This window comes from Stenotrophomonas sp. CCNWLW162, assembly GCF_037203745.1.
GTDB lineage: Bacteria > Pseudomonadota > Gammaproteobacteria > Xanthomonadales > Xanthomonadaceae > Stenotrophomonas > Stenotrophomonas maltophilia_AQ.
Genome location: NZ_JBBCBL010000003.1, coordinates 571759 through 584524, shown reverse-complemented (window position 1 = coordinate 584524; position 12766 = coordinate 571759). Strand labels below are relative to the sequence as shown.

The 12766-nt window shown below is 67.5% G+C and carries 13 protein-coding genes and 1 riboswitch; of the genes, 6 read left to right on the top strand and 7 right to left on the bottom strand.

Features of this window, described 5'->3' with window-relative positions; genetic code table 11:
- Positions 1-108 precede the first annotated feature (108 nt).
- On the top strand, positions 109-1203 hold the full coding sequence (gene dinB, locus V9K93_RS11400; RefSeq protein WP_136639254.1) for a DNA polymerase IV: 1095 nt from the start codon (positions 109-111) through the stop codon (positions 1201-1203).
- Between the two features lie 311 nt (positions 1204-1514).
- On the opposite strand, the gene V9K93_RS11395 is transcribed toward dinB, so the two are convergent.
- On the bottom strand, positions 1515-2426 hold the full coding sequence (locus V9K93_RS11395; RefSeq protein WP_337302569.1) for an MBL fold metallo-hydrolase: 912 nt from the start codon (positions 2424-2426) through the stop codon (positions 1515-1517).
- Between the two features lie 85 nt (positions 2427-2511).
- Complete coding sequence (locus V9K93_RS11390; RefSeq protein WP_337302568.1) at positions 2512-3150, bottom strand: NAD(P)-dependent oxidoreductase; 639 nt, start codon at positions 3148-3150, stop codon at positions 2512-2514.
- Between the two features lie 108 nt (positions 3151-3258).
- On the opposite strand from V9K93_RS11390, the gene V9K93_RS11385 reads away from it, so the two are divergent.
- The 3 genes from V9K93_RS11385 to gph all read left to right on the top strand — a co-directional run bounded on the left by V9K93_RS11385 (position 3259) and on the right by gph (position 5696).
- Positions 3259-4188: a LysR family transcriptional regulator gene (locus tag V9K93_RS11385; RefSeq protein WP_046983066.1), complete on the top strand. Its 930-nt coding sequence runs from the start codon at positions 3259-3261 to the stop codon at positions 4186-4188.
- The gene (locus V9K93_RS11380) at positions 4185-4976 is read left to right on the top strand and encodes a class I SAM-dependent methyltransferase (protein ID WP_337302567.1); all 792 of its coding nucleotides are present in this window, start codon (positions 4185-4187) and stop codon (positions 4974-4976) included. The genes V9K93_RS11385 and V9K93_RS11380 overlap by 4 nt, the downstream gene beginning before the upstream one ends.
- 63 nt (positions 4977-5039) lie before the next feature.
- Entirely contained in the window at positions 5040-5696 is a 657-nt protein-coding gene (gene gph / locus V9K93_RS11375; protein WP_136639258.1) for a phosphoglycolate phosphatase, read from the top strand.
- 91 nt (positions 5697-5787) lie between these two features.
- On the opposite strand, the gene btuB is transcribed toward gph, so the two are convergent.
- Positions 5788-7629, bottom strand: a complete 1842-nt coding sequence (gene btuB / locus V9K93_RS11370) for a TonB-dependent vitamin B12 receptor (protein ID WP_046983094.1) — start codon at positions 7627-7629, stop codon at positions 5788-5790.
- A gap of 114 nt (positions 7630-7743) precedes the next feature.
- Positions 7744-7966: riboswitch (cobalamin riboswitch) on the bottom strand.
- Between the two features lie 132 nt (positions 7967-8098).
- Here btuB and V9K93_RS11365 point away from each other — a divergent pair.
- Complete coding sequence (locus tag V9K93_RS11365; RefSeq protein ID WP_046983063.1) at positions 8099-8677, top strand: histidine phosphatase family protein; 579 nt, start codon at positions 8099-8101, stop codon at positions 8675-8677.
- A 91-nt stretch (positions 8678-8768) separates the two neighbouring features.
- On the opposite strand, the gene V9K93_RS11360 is transcribed toward V9K93_RS11365, so the two are convergent.
- Positions 8769-9131: a TfoX/Sxy family protein gene (locus V9K93_RS11360; RefSeq protein WP_046983062.1), complete on the bottom strand. Its 363-nt coding sequence runs from the start codon at positions 9129-9131 to the stop codon at positions 8769-8771.
- Positions 9128-9610, bottom strand: a complete 483-nt coding sequence (locus V9K93_RS11355) for a GAF domain-containing protein (protein WP_046983061.1) — start codon at positions 9608-9610, stop codon at positions 9128-9130. The genes V9K93_RS11360 and V9K93_RS11355 overlap by 4 nt, the downstream gene beginning before the upstream one ends.
- 68 nt (positions 9611-9678) lie before the next feature.
- Here V9K93_RS11355 and bioD point away from each other — a divergent pair, with 68 nt between their 5' ends.
- Entirely contained in the window at positions 9679-10362 is a 684-nt protein-coding gene (bioD, locus tag V9K93_RS11350; RefSeq protein ID WP_046983060.1) for a dethiobiotin synthase, read from the top strand.
- 75 nt (positions 10363-10437) lie between these two features.
- Here the strand turns inward: bioD and V9K93_RS11345 are convergent, their stop codons facing one another.
- On the bottom strand, positions 10438-11886 hold the full coding sequence (locus V9K93_RS11345) for an aminotransferase-like domain-containing protein (RefSeq protein ID WP_253077867.1): 1449 nt from the start codon (positions 11884-11886) through the stop codon (positions 10438-10440).
- 142 nt (positions 11887-12028) lie between these two features.
- A complete protein-coding gene (gene msrA / locus V9K93_RS11340; protein ID WP_337302566.1) occupies positions 12029-12766 on the bottom strand; it encodes a peptide-methionine (S)-S-oxide reductase MsrA in 738 nt (245 codons plus the stop codon).

The following is a 12766-nucleotide window of genomic DNA, read 5'->3' as shown; positions in this document are numbered from 1 at the left end:
CGTACGCAACCGTAGTGTTTTCAAGGGAATACGCGCATCCTGTTGATGTGCAACGACCATACCTGTGCGTGTGGTCGGTTCAGCCTGCCTCCGCCCTTTACGCCTGACATGACCCGACTGCGCAAGATCATCCACGTCGACATGGACGCCTTCTACGCGTCGGTGGAGCAGCGCGACGATCCGTCACTGCGCGGCAAGCCGGTGGTTGTGGCATGGCGTGGCGCGCGTTCGGTGGTGTGCGCAGCGTCCTACGAGGCGCGCGTGTTCGGCGTGCGCTCGGCGATGCCGGCCGTGCGTGCCGAGCGCCTGTGTCCGGATGCGATCTTCGTACCGCCGGACTTCGCACGTTACAAAGCGGTGTCACAGCAGGTGCGCGGGATCTTCCTGCGCCACACCGACCTGGTCGAGCCGTTGTCGCTGGACGAGGCCTACCTCGATGTGACCGAACCGAAGAGTGGCATCGAACTGGCCACCGACATTGCCCGCACCATCCGTGCGCAGATCCGCGAGGAGACGAACCTGACCGCTTCAGCCGGGATCGCGCCAAACAAGTTCCTGGCCAAGATCGCCTCGGACTGGCGCAAGCCCGATGGCCAGTTCGTGATTCCGCCGCAGCGGGTGGATGCCTTCCTGCTGCCGTTGCCGGTGAACCGGGTGCCCGGCGTCGGCAAGGTGATGGAAGGAAAACTTGCCGCGCGTGGCATCGTCACCTGCGGCGACCTGCGGCAGTGGGCACTGATCGATCTGGAAGAGGCGTTCGGCAGCTTCGGCCGCAGCCTGTACAACCGCGCACGCGGTGTCGATGAACGGCCGGTGGAGCCGGACCAGCAGGTGCAGTCGATCTCTTCCGAGGACACCTTCGCCGAGGACCTGCCTCTGGAAGACCTGGGTGAGGCGATCGTGCAGCTGGCAGAGAAAACCTGGAACGCCACGCGCAAGACCGAACGTGTCGGCCACACTGTGGTACTGAAACTGAAGACCGCACAGTTCCGCATCCTCACCCGCAGCTTCACCCCGGACCGCCCGCCGGAATCGATGGAAGAACTGCGCGACATCGCTTTGGCCCTGCGCGCTCGCGTCGACCTGCCGGCCGAGACCCGCTATCGGCTGGTCGGCGTCGGGCTTGGTGGGTTCCGCGAAAAGGAGCCGGTGGTGCAGGGGGAGTTGTTCGAGCACGACATGAACAATCCCACAGATACCTAATCATCAAACAGTGGGGTCAGAGCCCGTTGCGCAGCAGCGGGATCCGACCCCGTGCCGACCAACGGTCGGCACCCACCACCAGCAGCAGGTTCCGACAGATAGCGGGAAACTGTCGAAGGCGGGGTGGGTCCGGTTGCGGGGGCGTGAGCGCCATGGATGGCGCGACCGAGCCTCCATGGACGGATTCACGGCGTCCCCCGCAACCGGACCCACCTCGCCATCCCACGGATAGCCAGCTGCTGCTGTTGCTTCGGCTGTTGCTGTTGCATTGAGCGGGTGCAGAGCGCAGCCCTGCAAAAGAAACTCCTACTTCATGGCCACTGCATCTCGCCCTTGGCCACCTTCGCACTCAACTCCAGCGACTCCACGCCTGCCAGCTTCGGATAGCGCGACTGCATCGCCTTCACCAGCGCCGCACTGTCCTTCGCCTTCGCCGCCTCAACATCGAACGCACGAATGTAGTCTGCGGTGAAGCGCAGCGCACTGGCATCCAGTGCTGCACCCGGCGCGTAATGCCCCGGCACCACCACCTTCGGCTTCAATGCCAGCAGCCGCTGCAGGGTCTGCAGCCAGTCGGTGTGCGACTTCGGCGTCTGCGTGTCGGCCATCCACACGTGCTCGCCCGCCACCACCGGAATGCCACCGACGATCGCGCGCAGCGACGGCACCCACAGCACCGTGCGATCCGGGGTCGGGCCATCCAGGCCGATCAGCGGCAGGCGCTGGCCTTCCAGCTGCAGGGCATCGCCGTCCAGCACCTGTGGCACCACGATGCGCACGGGCACGTCGGTGCCCATCTTCGGTCCCCAGTAGGCCAGCTTGCCGGCCTGGGTCTGCTGGATGTGGGCGACGGTCTGCGCAGTGGCGACGATGCGTGCCTGCGGGAACGCGTCCTGCAGGGTGGCCAGGCCGAAGTAGTAATCCGGATCGCCGTGGCTGATGTAGATCGTGGTCAGCTGCTTGCCGCTGGCGCGGATCAGCTCGACCAGCTTGCGCGCGTCGCTGGCACCAAACTGCGCATTGACCAGGATCGCGTCGTGGCGGCCTTCGATCAGCACCGAGGACACCGAGAACATCGCCTGCGGGCCGGGATGGAAGGTCTGCAGGTGCAGCTGGGATTTCGTCGCCATGGCCGGCGCCGCGGTGGCCGGTGCGGCCAGCAACGGAGCGCTGGCGAAGGTGGCGGCAAGGGCGAGGGGAAGCAGCAGGGCAGCGGTACGCATGGGAATTCCTTGTGGCGTATGGCGAGCCGAGCATGGGCGCGGCTCTACAGGTGGGTAGCGCCGGGCCATGCCCGGCGGCCTGGCATCAATACGCCGCGGTGATGATCTGCTTCGGATAAGCGTGCGCTTCCAGCTCAGCAACGAACGCGGCGCCGTAGTCGGCGTAGCTGATGCGGCTGTGGCCGCTTGCATCAGCGAGGAAGGCCTTGGCCTGCACGCGGTACTGACCGCGCTCTTCACCCGGGCCGATTTCGGCGGCCGGCGAGAAGAAGGTCCAGTCCAGGTCGTCCACCGCCTGCAGGCGGTTGAACGCCTCACGGTGGGCCAGTGCGTAAGGCTTGTAGGCCTCCGGGAAGGTGGGGGTATCGACCAGCTGCACGCCGGGTGCGACTTCCAGGCTGCCGGCACCGCCGACCACCACCAGGCGCGGCACGCCAGCCTTGCGTGCGGCGGCAGCCAGCTGCGCGGCGACCTCGCCGACGCGGCCGATGTCATCGCCCGGGCGCGGGCCGTAGGCACTGGCCAGCACGTCGTGGCCGGCGATGGCGGCGACCAGCGCGTCCTGGTCATCCAGCGAAGCGATCACCGGGTGGGCGCCGGCCAGTTCAGCCGGGAGGTCCTGTGCGCTGCGCACGATGACGGTGAGTTCGTGGCCGCGGGCCAGCGCGTGGCGGGCAATCTGGCGGCCGATGTTGCCGGTGGAACCAACGAGGGCGATCTTCATGGCAGGACTCCGTGGAACGGTGTGGGGTGGGAATGGGGCCACTCTAGGCCGCTGCAGTCGCTCGAAAAACAGCGTATAACGCGCTTGTTTGTTGCATGGATCGAGCATATGGACCGAATGACCGCCATGACCGTGTTCGTCGAGGTGGCCGAGCGCGGCAGCCTGACGGCCGCTGCTGAAGTGCTGGACATGTCGCGGGCGATGGTCAGCCGCTACCTGGCCGAGGTCGAGGGCTGGCTGGGTGCGCGCCTGCTGCACCGGACCACGCGCCGGGTCAGCCTGACCGGACCCGGCGAGTCGGCGCTGTTGCGCTTCCGGCAGATGCTGGCGATCGGCGAAGAACTGCAGGGCGAGCTGGCCAGTGATGATCCCGAGCCGCACGGCACGCTGCGGGTGACCGCCAGCGTCTCATTCGGGCAGAGCCACCTGGCGCGGGCCGTGGCCGGCTTCGTCGCGCGCCATCCAGCGGCACGCATCGAGCTGCTGCTGGTCGACCGCACCGTGAACCTCGTGGAGGAGCGGGTGGACCTCGCAGTACGCATCGCGCGCCAGATCGATCCCAGCCTGATCGCACGGCGGTTGGCCACCTGCCGCTCGGTGCTGTGCGCGACGCCGTCCTACCTGCAGGCGCGTGGCACACCGACCGCGCCCGAGCACCTGGCCGCACACAACTGCCTGACCCATCACTACGTGGGCAAGAGCCTGTGGCAGCTGCACCGCGATGGGCGTTCGCTGTCGGTGGCGGTGGGCGGCAACATCAGCGCCAATGAGGCTTCGCTGCTGCTGGAGGCGGTGCGGGCCGGTGCCGGCATCGCCATGCTGCCGACCTACCAGGTGGCGCCGCTGCTGCGCAGTGGCGAACTGATCGAACTGCTGCCCGAATTCAGCCTGGACGAACTCGGCATTCATGCGGTGTACGCGTCACGGCGCCAGCAGCCCGCTATCATGCGGCGATTCCTGGACTTCCTGGCCGAGTGCTTCGCCAGCCCGGCCTTCCAGGATCTGGATTGGCGCCCACCGGGCAAGGAGAACACATGAACCATGGACAGGCCTTGATCGACCACAACCGTGCTGCCTGGGACCGCCAGGCCAGCGAAGTGCGCGAATGGTCGCGCCCGGTGGAAAGCTCAACGATTGCTGCCGCGCGCGAGGGCCGCTGGCAGGTACATCTGACCCCGCGCGCGCTTCCGCTGGACTGGTTGGGTGATGTGCGCGGCCGTCGCATCCTGTGCCTGGCGTCGGCCGGTGGCCAGCAGGCGCCAGTGCTGGCCGCGGCCGGTGCCGAGGTCACCGTGTTCGACCTGTCCGATGGGCAGCTGGAACAGGACCGCGCGGTCGCCGCGCGCGATGGCCTGCAGCTGCGCACCGTGCAGGGTGACATGCGCGATCTGCACGTGTTCGCCAACGACAGTTTCGATGTGGTGTTCCACCCGATCTCGAACCTGTACGTGCCCGATGTGCGCCCGGTGTGGACCGAATGCCGGCGCGTGCTGGCGCGCGATGGCATGCTGATGGCCAGCTTCTACAACCCGGTGCTGTTCGTCGGCGCGCGCGATCCGCAGCTGGATGCACAAGGCCTGATCCGGCCGCAGTACGCCATTCCCTATTCGGACCTGGAAGACCTGGCACCGGCCGAGCGCGAGGCGAAGCTGGCCCGTGGTGACGCGCTGACCTTCGGCCACAGCCTGACCGAACTGATCGGCGGCCAGCTCGATGCCGGCTTCGTCATCGATCGCTTCATGGAAGACTGGCAGCCGCAGCCGCGCTTCCTGATCGACCGCTATCTGCCCACCTTCCTGGCGACCCGCGCACGCCGGATCGGCTGAGGCGGAACTGCCAAAAAGGGGCGGCGTACAATGGACGGCCCCACGTCATGCAGGTGCCGTTCCTTGTCGTATCCTTATCCGCTGGTCGTGTTCGACCTCGATGGCACGCTGGTCGACAGCGCCGCCGATATCGCCGAAGCACTGAACCGCACGCTGGAAGACATCGGCGTTGCGCGCGTGCCGGAGGCTACCGTGCTGGGCTGGATCGGCGACGGAGTGCGCCGCCTGGTGGAGCAGGCCGTGCATGCGGCCGGCCGCGAGGTCGACATGAGCGAGGTGATGCCAGTGTTCATGGTGCACTACCGCGAATGCCTGCTGCGCAGCCCGCGCCTGTTCGATGGCGTTGCTGAAGCGCTGGCGAAGCTGCGTGAACGCAATGTGCCGCTGGCGATCTGCACCAACAAGCCCGAAGCACTGGTGCCACCGCTGCTGCAGCACCTGGGCATCGGTGATGCGTTCGCGCTGATACTGGGCGGCGATTCGCTGCCGCAGCGCAAGCCCAGTGGTGAACCGCTGCGGCACATCGCCGCGCACTTCGGCCTGGCCGTGGGGCAGTGCCTGATGGTGGGTGATTCGCTGACCGACTACCGCGCCGCCGAAGATGCCGGCATGCCGATCGCGCTGGTGCGCTACGGCTACCCGCGCGGCCTGGACCTGGCCACTGCGCATGCGGTGGCGGTGATCGACGACCTGCGTGAACTGCCGGGGTTGCAGGGCTGATTCAACGGATAACGCCGGTCGCCGGGCGGTAACCCGGGCCGACGCAATGGGTAGTGCCGGCCAGCGGCCGGCACTACCATGAACGTTGCGCTCACTTCGGCTGGTAACGCACGCTCAACTGGTACTCGCGACCGGGCTGGTTGAACCACGCCACGGTCTCGTAGCTGCGGTCGAACACGTTGGCGGCACGCGCCAGCAGCGACCACGATGGCGTCAGCGCGTACTCGGCGCGCAGGTCCAGCGTGCCGTAGCCGCCCACCTTCACTCTGTTCGCCGCGTCGTCATAGCGCTTGCCCGCACCCTGCACGGTCAGGCCGGCGCGGAAATCGCCGAAGCGGCGGTCGATGTCCAGGCGTGCGGTCTGTTGCGCGCGGCGTGGCAGCCAGTTGTCGAACTGGGTGCTGCCGTGGGTGCGGTTGCGCGGGTCGGTGTAGCTCAGCTGCGCATTGATGTCGAAACCGGCCAGCAGCACGCCACCGGTCAGTTCGGCGCCACGGATGCGCGCCTTCTCCACCTGCTGCATTTTCATCGTGAATGCATCGTAGGTGATCAGATCATCGATGCGCGTTTCGTACACGTCCAGGCCCCAATGCCAGCCCTGGCCCTGCTGCGAAACACCGAGGTTGGCGCTCTTGGACTTTTCCGGGTTCAACGTCGGCACGCCGCTCCACGGGTCGTACAGGTCGCTGAAGGTCGGTGCCTTGAACGCCGTGCCGTAGCTGGCATTGACGCGCAGGCCGTGGCCCAGTTCCATGGCCCAGCCAACGCTGCCGGTGGCGTGATTGCCGAACTGCTGGTTGTCGTCGTTGCGTGCGCTGGCCTGCAGCTGATGGCGGCCGAAGCGGCCCTGGTACTGCACGAACACGCCGGTGTTGCGGCGGCTGTCGACGAGGTAGCCGGCACTGCTGCCATCCAGGTTGTCTTCGCTCCAGTCCACGCCGGCACTCAGCAGCTGGCCCTCGGCCAGGCCGAAATCACCCTGCAGCGAGGCGCTGTTGCGATGGGTCTGCGCACTGCCGAACACACCCGGTGCGCCGAAGTTGTCCGACTCGTTGTCGCTGCGGCCGACATTGGCGGTGAATGCCAGGCGTTCGGACGGGGTGTAGCGCACCTTGCCGGCCAGCACCTGCTGGCGGGTTTCGGAGTAGTTGTAGTAACCGTCGTAGTGGTTCTTGCCGTCGGCGCGCAGTGCGCTGCCTTCCACGGTCCACTGGTCGTTGAAGCTGTAGCCACCGCGCAGGCTCTTGGACAGGTTGCGGTAACCGTCGCGGTCGTGTTCGTCGGCAAAGCAGCCGGCGAACAGCGTAGCCGAGCCGCGGCAGGCATCAATGCCGTCGGAGTGCTGGTAGGCGATGTCGGCGCCGAACCAGCCGCGCTCGGTACCACCGCCGATGCCGCCGCTGGCTTCGCGCAGGCCGTTGCTGCCGCCACCGAGCTGGAAGTGCGGGGCGAAGTCGCCCTGGTTGCGGCGGGTGAAGATCTGGATCACGCCGCCGATGGCATCGGCACCGTACAGGCTTGACTGCGGGCCGCGTACGATTTCGACGCGTTCGATCTGCGCCAGTGGCAGGTCCTGGTACATGGCCAGGCCGAGGTCGGCACTGTTGATGCGCACGCCATCGACCAGCACCACGGTGTGGCCCGAGTTGGTGCCGCGCAGGAACAGCGAGCTCTGCTTGCCGAGGCCGCCGGAGTTGGTCAGGTTGATGCCGGCACGGCCGCGCAGCAGTTCCTGCAGCGAGGTGGCCTGGCTGGATTCGATCTGCGCGCGGTCGATCACCTGCGCCGGCGCGATGCTGTCCTGCAGGGCGATGGGGGTGCGGGTGGCGGTGACCAGGATCTGGTCGAGCGCGGTGGTGTCATCGGCGGCCTGGGCCAGCGCGGGCAGGGCGGCCAGCACGGCCAGGGACAGCATTCGGGACTGCAGCTTCATGGGGGACTCCAGGTGCCACGCACGCCCGCGTGGCGAAGGGGAGGAGCCGCGAAGGCTGGCACGCGCCGATGCCGCAGCACAGGCCGCGTCATCCAGCGCCATGCCCACCGCATCGCGACCTGAGGCTTCCGGGCCGGTCTCCGGGCTTGCCGCCAGGTGGCGCGAGGCCACCGTCCAGGCGCCTTCCCATGCCTGCGGCACAGTGGCGGTCTTGCCTGGAACTGACGTGCTTACCGTTGCGGGGGCAGCGCCGGCATGGCGTGGAATCACGCGTCACCGGCTTCCCGTTTCAACCTGCCGGCCATGGCCGCAGGTCACCTGGAAGTGCGCGCAGTCTACGGCATCGCAGGCAGCGCGTAGCGTCGAGCTTGCTCGACTGCCCTTAGAATGGCCCCTCAGATCCCGTGGTGCAGTTGCCGATGTCCGCCCGTTTTCCGTTGTACCTGCGTCGCCCGCATGGGACGCACGCATGATCCTCGACCTGGTCCGCCACGCCGGCAATGGTCGCGATGAATTCCTTGATGGCCGCAGCGATCCGCCGCAGCTGGCCCGCCTGCCACAGGAACTGGTCGAGGCCTACGGCGGGCTTCCCTGGGAGCGGGTGATCAGCTCGCCGCGGCTGCGCTCGCTGCACACTGCCATGGCACTGGCCACCCCGCGCGGGCTGGACGTGGACGCGGACGAGGAATGGGAAGAACTGGATTTCGGTGATTGGGACGGGCAGTCGCTGTTCGACCTGCCGGAGGATGCACTGGCGGCCTTCCACGCAGATCCGCATGCGTACCCACCGCCGAACGGTGAAAGCTGGGGCCACTTCGAGCGGCGCATCGCGCGCGCGCTGGATCGCCTGCTCGATGATGACGATCCGGTGCCGACGCTGGTGGTCAGCCATGGCGGCCCGCTGCGCATGGTGCTGTCGCAGGTCTGTGGCCTGCCGATGTCGCTGTGCTGGGCCCTGCGCATCGACCACGGCACCCGCCTGCGGGTGCGGCTGGAACGCGGTGAGGTAGGTCTGGTGGGCGAGCTGCTGGAGCTGCAGCAGCCCTGATCTAACTCACCGGGCATGGCCCGGCGCTACCGATCCCGCATCACAGTGGTAGTGCCGGCCGCTGGCCGGCATCCCCAGGAACGCGGAGGCTTCAATCCTCGTCGGCGTGCTCGGCCACGCTGTCTTCCGCGTCATCATCGGTGTCGAAGCGCTGCTCATGCACCGGGCCCGAGGCCGGGCCGGCCGCTTTCAACGGATGTGCGGCAATGCGCGCCTCATAGTCCTGTACCAGCGCCTCGCGCTGCGGCTCGCTCAGTTCCTGCCAATGGCGGTCCAGCAGTGCGCCTTCCAGCGAGTACAGCAGGTTCAGGCTGGGCTTGAAGCCTGCGCGCTTGACCTTGACGAAGGCGCCCACGGCACCAATCGCAACCAGGTCTTCGCGGCTGCGCAGGCCGACCTGGCGCAGCCACGCCGCACTCTTCGGGCCGATGTTGCGCAGCTTCGGTGCGCTCATCCCAGCGCCTCGACGAACACGCGGGCGATGGCTTCCAGGCCGGCCTGGTCGTCGGCATCGAAGCGGCCGACCTTGGGGCTGTCGATGTCGAACACGCCGATCAGTTCATCGCCACGCAGCAACGGCACCACCAGTTCCGAGCGCGAGGCCGAATCGCAGGCGATGTGGCCGGGGAAGGCATCGACATCATCCACGCGCTGGGTCACGCGCCGGCTGGCGGCGGCACCGCACACGCCCTTGTCCAGCGGGATGCGCACGCAGGCCGGCAGGCCCTGGAACGGACCGACCACCAGCTCTTTGCCGTCGTACAGGTAGAAGCCCACCCAGTTCAGGTCGGGCAGGGCGTGGTAGACCAGTGCCGAGAGGTTGGCCGCGTTGGCGATGCGGTCGGACTCGGCGTAGACCAGGCCACGGGCCTGTTCCAGCAGCTGGGCGTATTGTTCCGGCTTGCTGCCGGTAAGCGAGGCATTGGCGAACATGCCCGCAGTCTAGCAAGCGCGCCGGGCCGGCGATAATGCACGCTCTGTTGCCCCGCTGGAGCTTATCGATGCCGTTGCCCGCCACGCTGCCGCCTGCCCTGTTCGTCACCGGCACCGATACCGAGATCGGCAAGACCGCGGCCAGCACCGCGCTGCTGCATGCACTGCGCCGGCGCGGCCTGCGCGCGGTCGGCATGAAGCCGGTGGCCAGCGGCAGTGAGGATCTGGGACAGGGCCTGCGCAACGAGGACGCGCTGGCGCTGCAGGCGGCCAGCTGGCCGGTGCCGGACTATGCCGACCTGAACCCGTATGCGCTGCGGCAGCCGCTGGCGCCGGAGCTGGCTGCTGCCGAGGACGGCGTGCAGGTGGAGCTGGCGCCGATCGTGGCTGCATTCAAGCGCCTGCGCGCGCAGACAGACATCGTGGTGGTGGAGGGCGTTGGCGGTTGGCTGGCGCCGGTCTCGGCCACGCTGGACCAGCTCGATCTGGTGCGTGCGTTGCATCTGCCGGTAGTGCTTGTGGTCGGCATGCGGCTGGGCTGCGTCAACCACGCACGGCTGACCGCGCAGTCACTGCAGGCCAGCGGCGTGGAGTGCCTGGGCTGGATCGGCAATCATATCGACCCGGCGATGCAGCGCCAGGATGACAACATCGCCACGCTGCAGCAGCGCCTGCCAATGCCGTGCTGGGGGCGGTTGCCCAACCTTCCGGGGGCGAATGGCGAAGCGTTGGCGGCGCACCTGCTCGAGTGACCCTGAGTAGTGCCGGCCGCTGGCCGGCAACTGCATCCACCCGGCGATCCCGAGGTTGCCGGCCAGCGGCCGGCACTACCGTGTTGCAGCTGCCAGCTCCTTCGCGATCGCACCGAGCCGCTCCACCGCACCGATGAAGCGCGCATCCAGCGTCTGGCAGCATGAGAGTCGCAAGCAGTGACGGTAGCGCGCGCCGCGCGAATACACCTGGCCGGGCATGAACACGATGTCTTCCTGCAGCGCACGTTCGAACAGTTCGCGGGTATCCACCCCCGGCAGTTCCAGCCACAGCAGGAAGCCACCCTGTGGCTCGGTGGCACGGGTGCCGGCCGGGAAGTGTTCGGCCACCAGCTGGCGCAGGCGACCGACCTGTTCGCGGTACAAGCGGCGCATGCGATGCAGGTGGTGTTCGTAGCTGCCTGCTTCCAGATACGCCGCCACCGCATCGCCCAGCAGCTGCGGTTCGCCACCGGTGGACTGGAACTTGAGCAGTGCGATGCGCTCGGCGAAGCGCCCCCCGTCCAGCCAACCGATGCGGTAGTCCGGCGCCAGCGTCTTGGAGAAACCACCGACCACCATCACCCAGCCATCGCGATCAAACGCCTTCAGCAGCGGTGCCGGCGGCTCGCAGAACTGCAGTTCGGCGTACACCGCATCTTCGATCAGTGGCAGCTGGCGCGCGTTGACCAGTTCGGCCAGGCGTTGCTTGGCCACTGTCGGCATGGTACAGCCCAGCGGGTTGTGCACGGTCGGCATCACCACCAGTGCGGCCAGCGGCGTGTGCTCCAGCAGTGCGTCCAATGCGTCGACGTCCAGCCCGTGCTGCGGATGGGTGGGCAGCTCGATGGCCTGCAGGCCGAGGTTGGCCAGCAATGGGTACAGGTTGAAGTAGGACGGTGCTTCGATGCCGACCGCATCACCGGGTTGGGTCACTGCACGCAAGGCCAGCTGCAGGGCTTCCATCGCGCCGTGGGTCAGCAGCAGCCGCTCGCTGTGGGTGTGCAGGCCCATGCGCGGACCGCGCCGCACGATCTGCGCCAGCAGTCGCGGCGAGCCGTTCGGGCGCGCGTAGGTTTCCACTGTCTGCTGACCGTGGCGCAGTACCTGCGCGGTGTGCCGGGCCAGCTGTGCGCCGGGATAGAACTGGCGTCCGCGCGGACCGGCAAAGGCCAGATCGATCACACCGGAGCGGCGTTGTGCCTCCAGCACGCGGGCCATCAGTACCTGCTGCAGCGGCGCGGTGGGTGCGGACGGAGTGTCGCGCAGCGAACGTTCCGGAACCGACAGCCGCGGCGCAACTTCGAAGCCGGCCTTCGGCCGCGGAATCACCAGGCCGGCATCTTCCAGCTGGCGATAGGCCGCGATCACCGTGTTCAGGCTGAGCCGGCGCTGCGACGCCATCTGCCGCAGCGAAGGCAAGCGGCTGCCAACCGGAAGACGTCCGCCGTGGATGGCTTCGGCCAGTTCATCCGACAGCCGTTGGTAGCGGGGTGGGATCATCGCGCTCTGGTCATCTGTATCCATCGAACTTCCCGCCATCTGGTTCTGTACCCATGATGATGGCGAGCCTAGCATGTCGTTGTCGGACGGGCCTGATCGGGGCGTGGCCGATACTTCCCAAGCGCACGGCTGGATGGCCGTGCGTCTTTTTTTGTGTGTAGAGCCGTCAGCGCATCGGAACCAGCACCGCCTCGCGCCGGTACAGCGCCGGGAACTGCCTGCCCAGCGCGGCCAGCTTCGGTGCGTCGTAGTAGCGGATGTAGGCCGCCTGCGGGTAGTTGGTCATGTAGTTCTGGTGGTAGCTCTCGGCCGGGTAGAAACGTTGGCCGTTGCCGAGCTGGGTGACGATCGGCGCGCGATAGCTGCCGGCCTGGCCGAGCTGGGCGATGTAGGCGCGGCTGGCAGCCTGCTGGCGCGCGTCATCAGAGAAGATCGCCGATCGATACTGGCTGCCGTGGTCCGGCCCCTGGCGGTTGAGCTGGGTCGGGTCGTGCACCACCGAGAAGAACACCTGCATCAGCTGCCCATAGCTGACCTGGCGTGGGTCGTAGTCGATCTTCACCGCCTCGGCATGACCGGTCTGGCCGCTGCTGACCCGCTCATAGCGTGCATCGGCAGCGCTGCCGCCGATGTAGCCGGATACTGCATTGCTCACGCCTTTGATGTGCTGGAATACGCCCTGCACGCCCCAGAAGCAACCGCCGGCGAACACCACGCTGGCGTGGGTGGCGTCATCGCGGAACGCGGCGTCGCCGCTGGGCACCGGTAGTGCCTTGGCCTGCGCGCTGGCTTCCAGCGGTGCCGCGACTGCACCGTGGTCGACCAGCAGCACGCCAGCGATCAATGCAGTAGCCACCAGGCCGGCGACACCGGCGGCGATACCTTGTTCAAAAGAGAGTTTCAT

Coding starts and splice junctions, on each gene's coding strand:
- V9K93_RS11360 (WP_046983062.1), bottom strand. CDS start 9,131: ATGAGCGCACCGAAGCTGCGCAACATCGGCCCGAAGAGTGCGGCGTGG.
- V9K93_RS11355 (WP_046983061.1), bottom strand. CDS start 9,610: ATGTTCGCCAATGCCTCGCTTACCGGCAGCAAGCCGGAACAATACGCC.
- V9K93_RS11345 (WP_253077867.1), bottom strand. CDS start 11,886: ATGGATACAGATGACCAGAGCGCGATGATCCCACCCCGCTACCAACGG.
- btuB (WP_046983094.1), bottom strand. CDS start 7,629: ATGAAGCTGCAGTCCCGAATGCTGTCCCTGGCCGTGCTGGCCGCCCTG.
- bioD (WP_046983060.1), top strand. CDS start 9,679: ATGCCGTTGCCCGCCACGCTGCCGCCTGCCCTGTTCGTCACCGGCACC.
- dinB (WP_136639254.1), top strand. CDS start 109: ATGACCCGACTGCGCAAGATCATCCACGTCGACATGGACGCCTTCTAC.
- V9K93_RS11385 (WP_046983066.1), top strand. CDS start 3,259: ATGGACCGAATGACCGCCATGACCGTGTTCGTCGAGGTGGCCGAGCGC.
- V9K93_RS11390 (WP_337302568.1), bottom strand. CDS start 3,150: ATGAAGATCGCCCTCGTTGGTTCCACCGGCAACATCGGCCGCCAGATT.
- V9K93_RS11380 (WP_337302567.1), top strand. CDS start 4,185: ATGAACCATGGACAGGCCTTGATCGACCACAACCGTGCTGCCTGGGAC.
- V9K93_RS11395 (WP_337302569.1), bottom strand. CDS start 2,426: ATGCGTACCGCTGCCCTGCTGCTTCCCCTCGCCCTTGCCGCCACCTTC.
- msrA (WP_337302566.1), bottom strand. CDS start 12,766: ATGAAACTCTCTTTTGAACAAGGTATCGCCGCCGGTGTCGCCGGCCTG.
- V9K93_RS11365 (WP_046983063.1), top strand. CDS start 8,099: ATGATCCTCGACCTGGTCCGCCACGCCGGCAATGGTCGCGATGAATTC.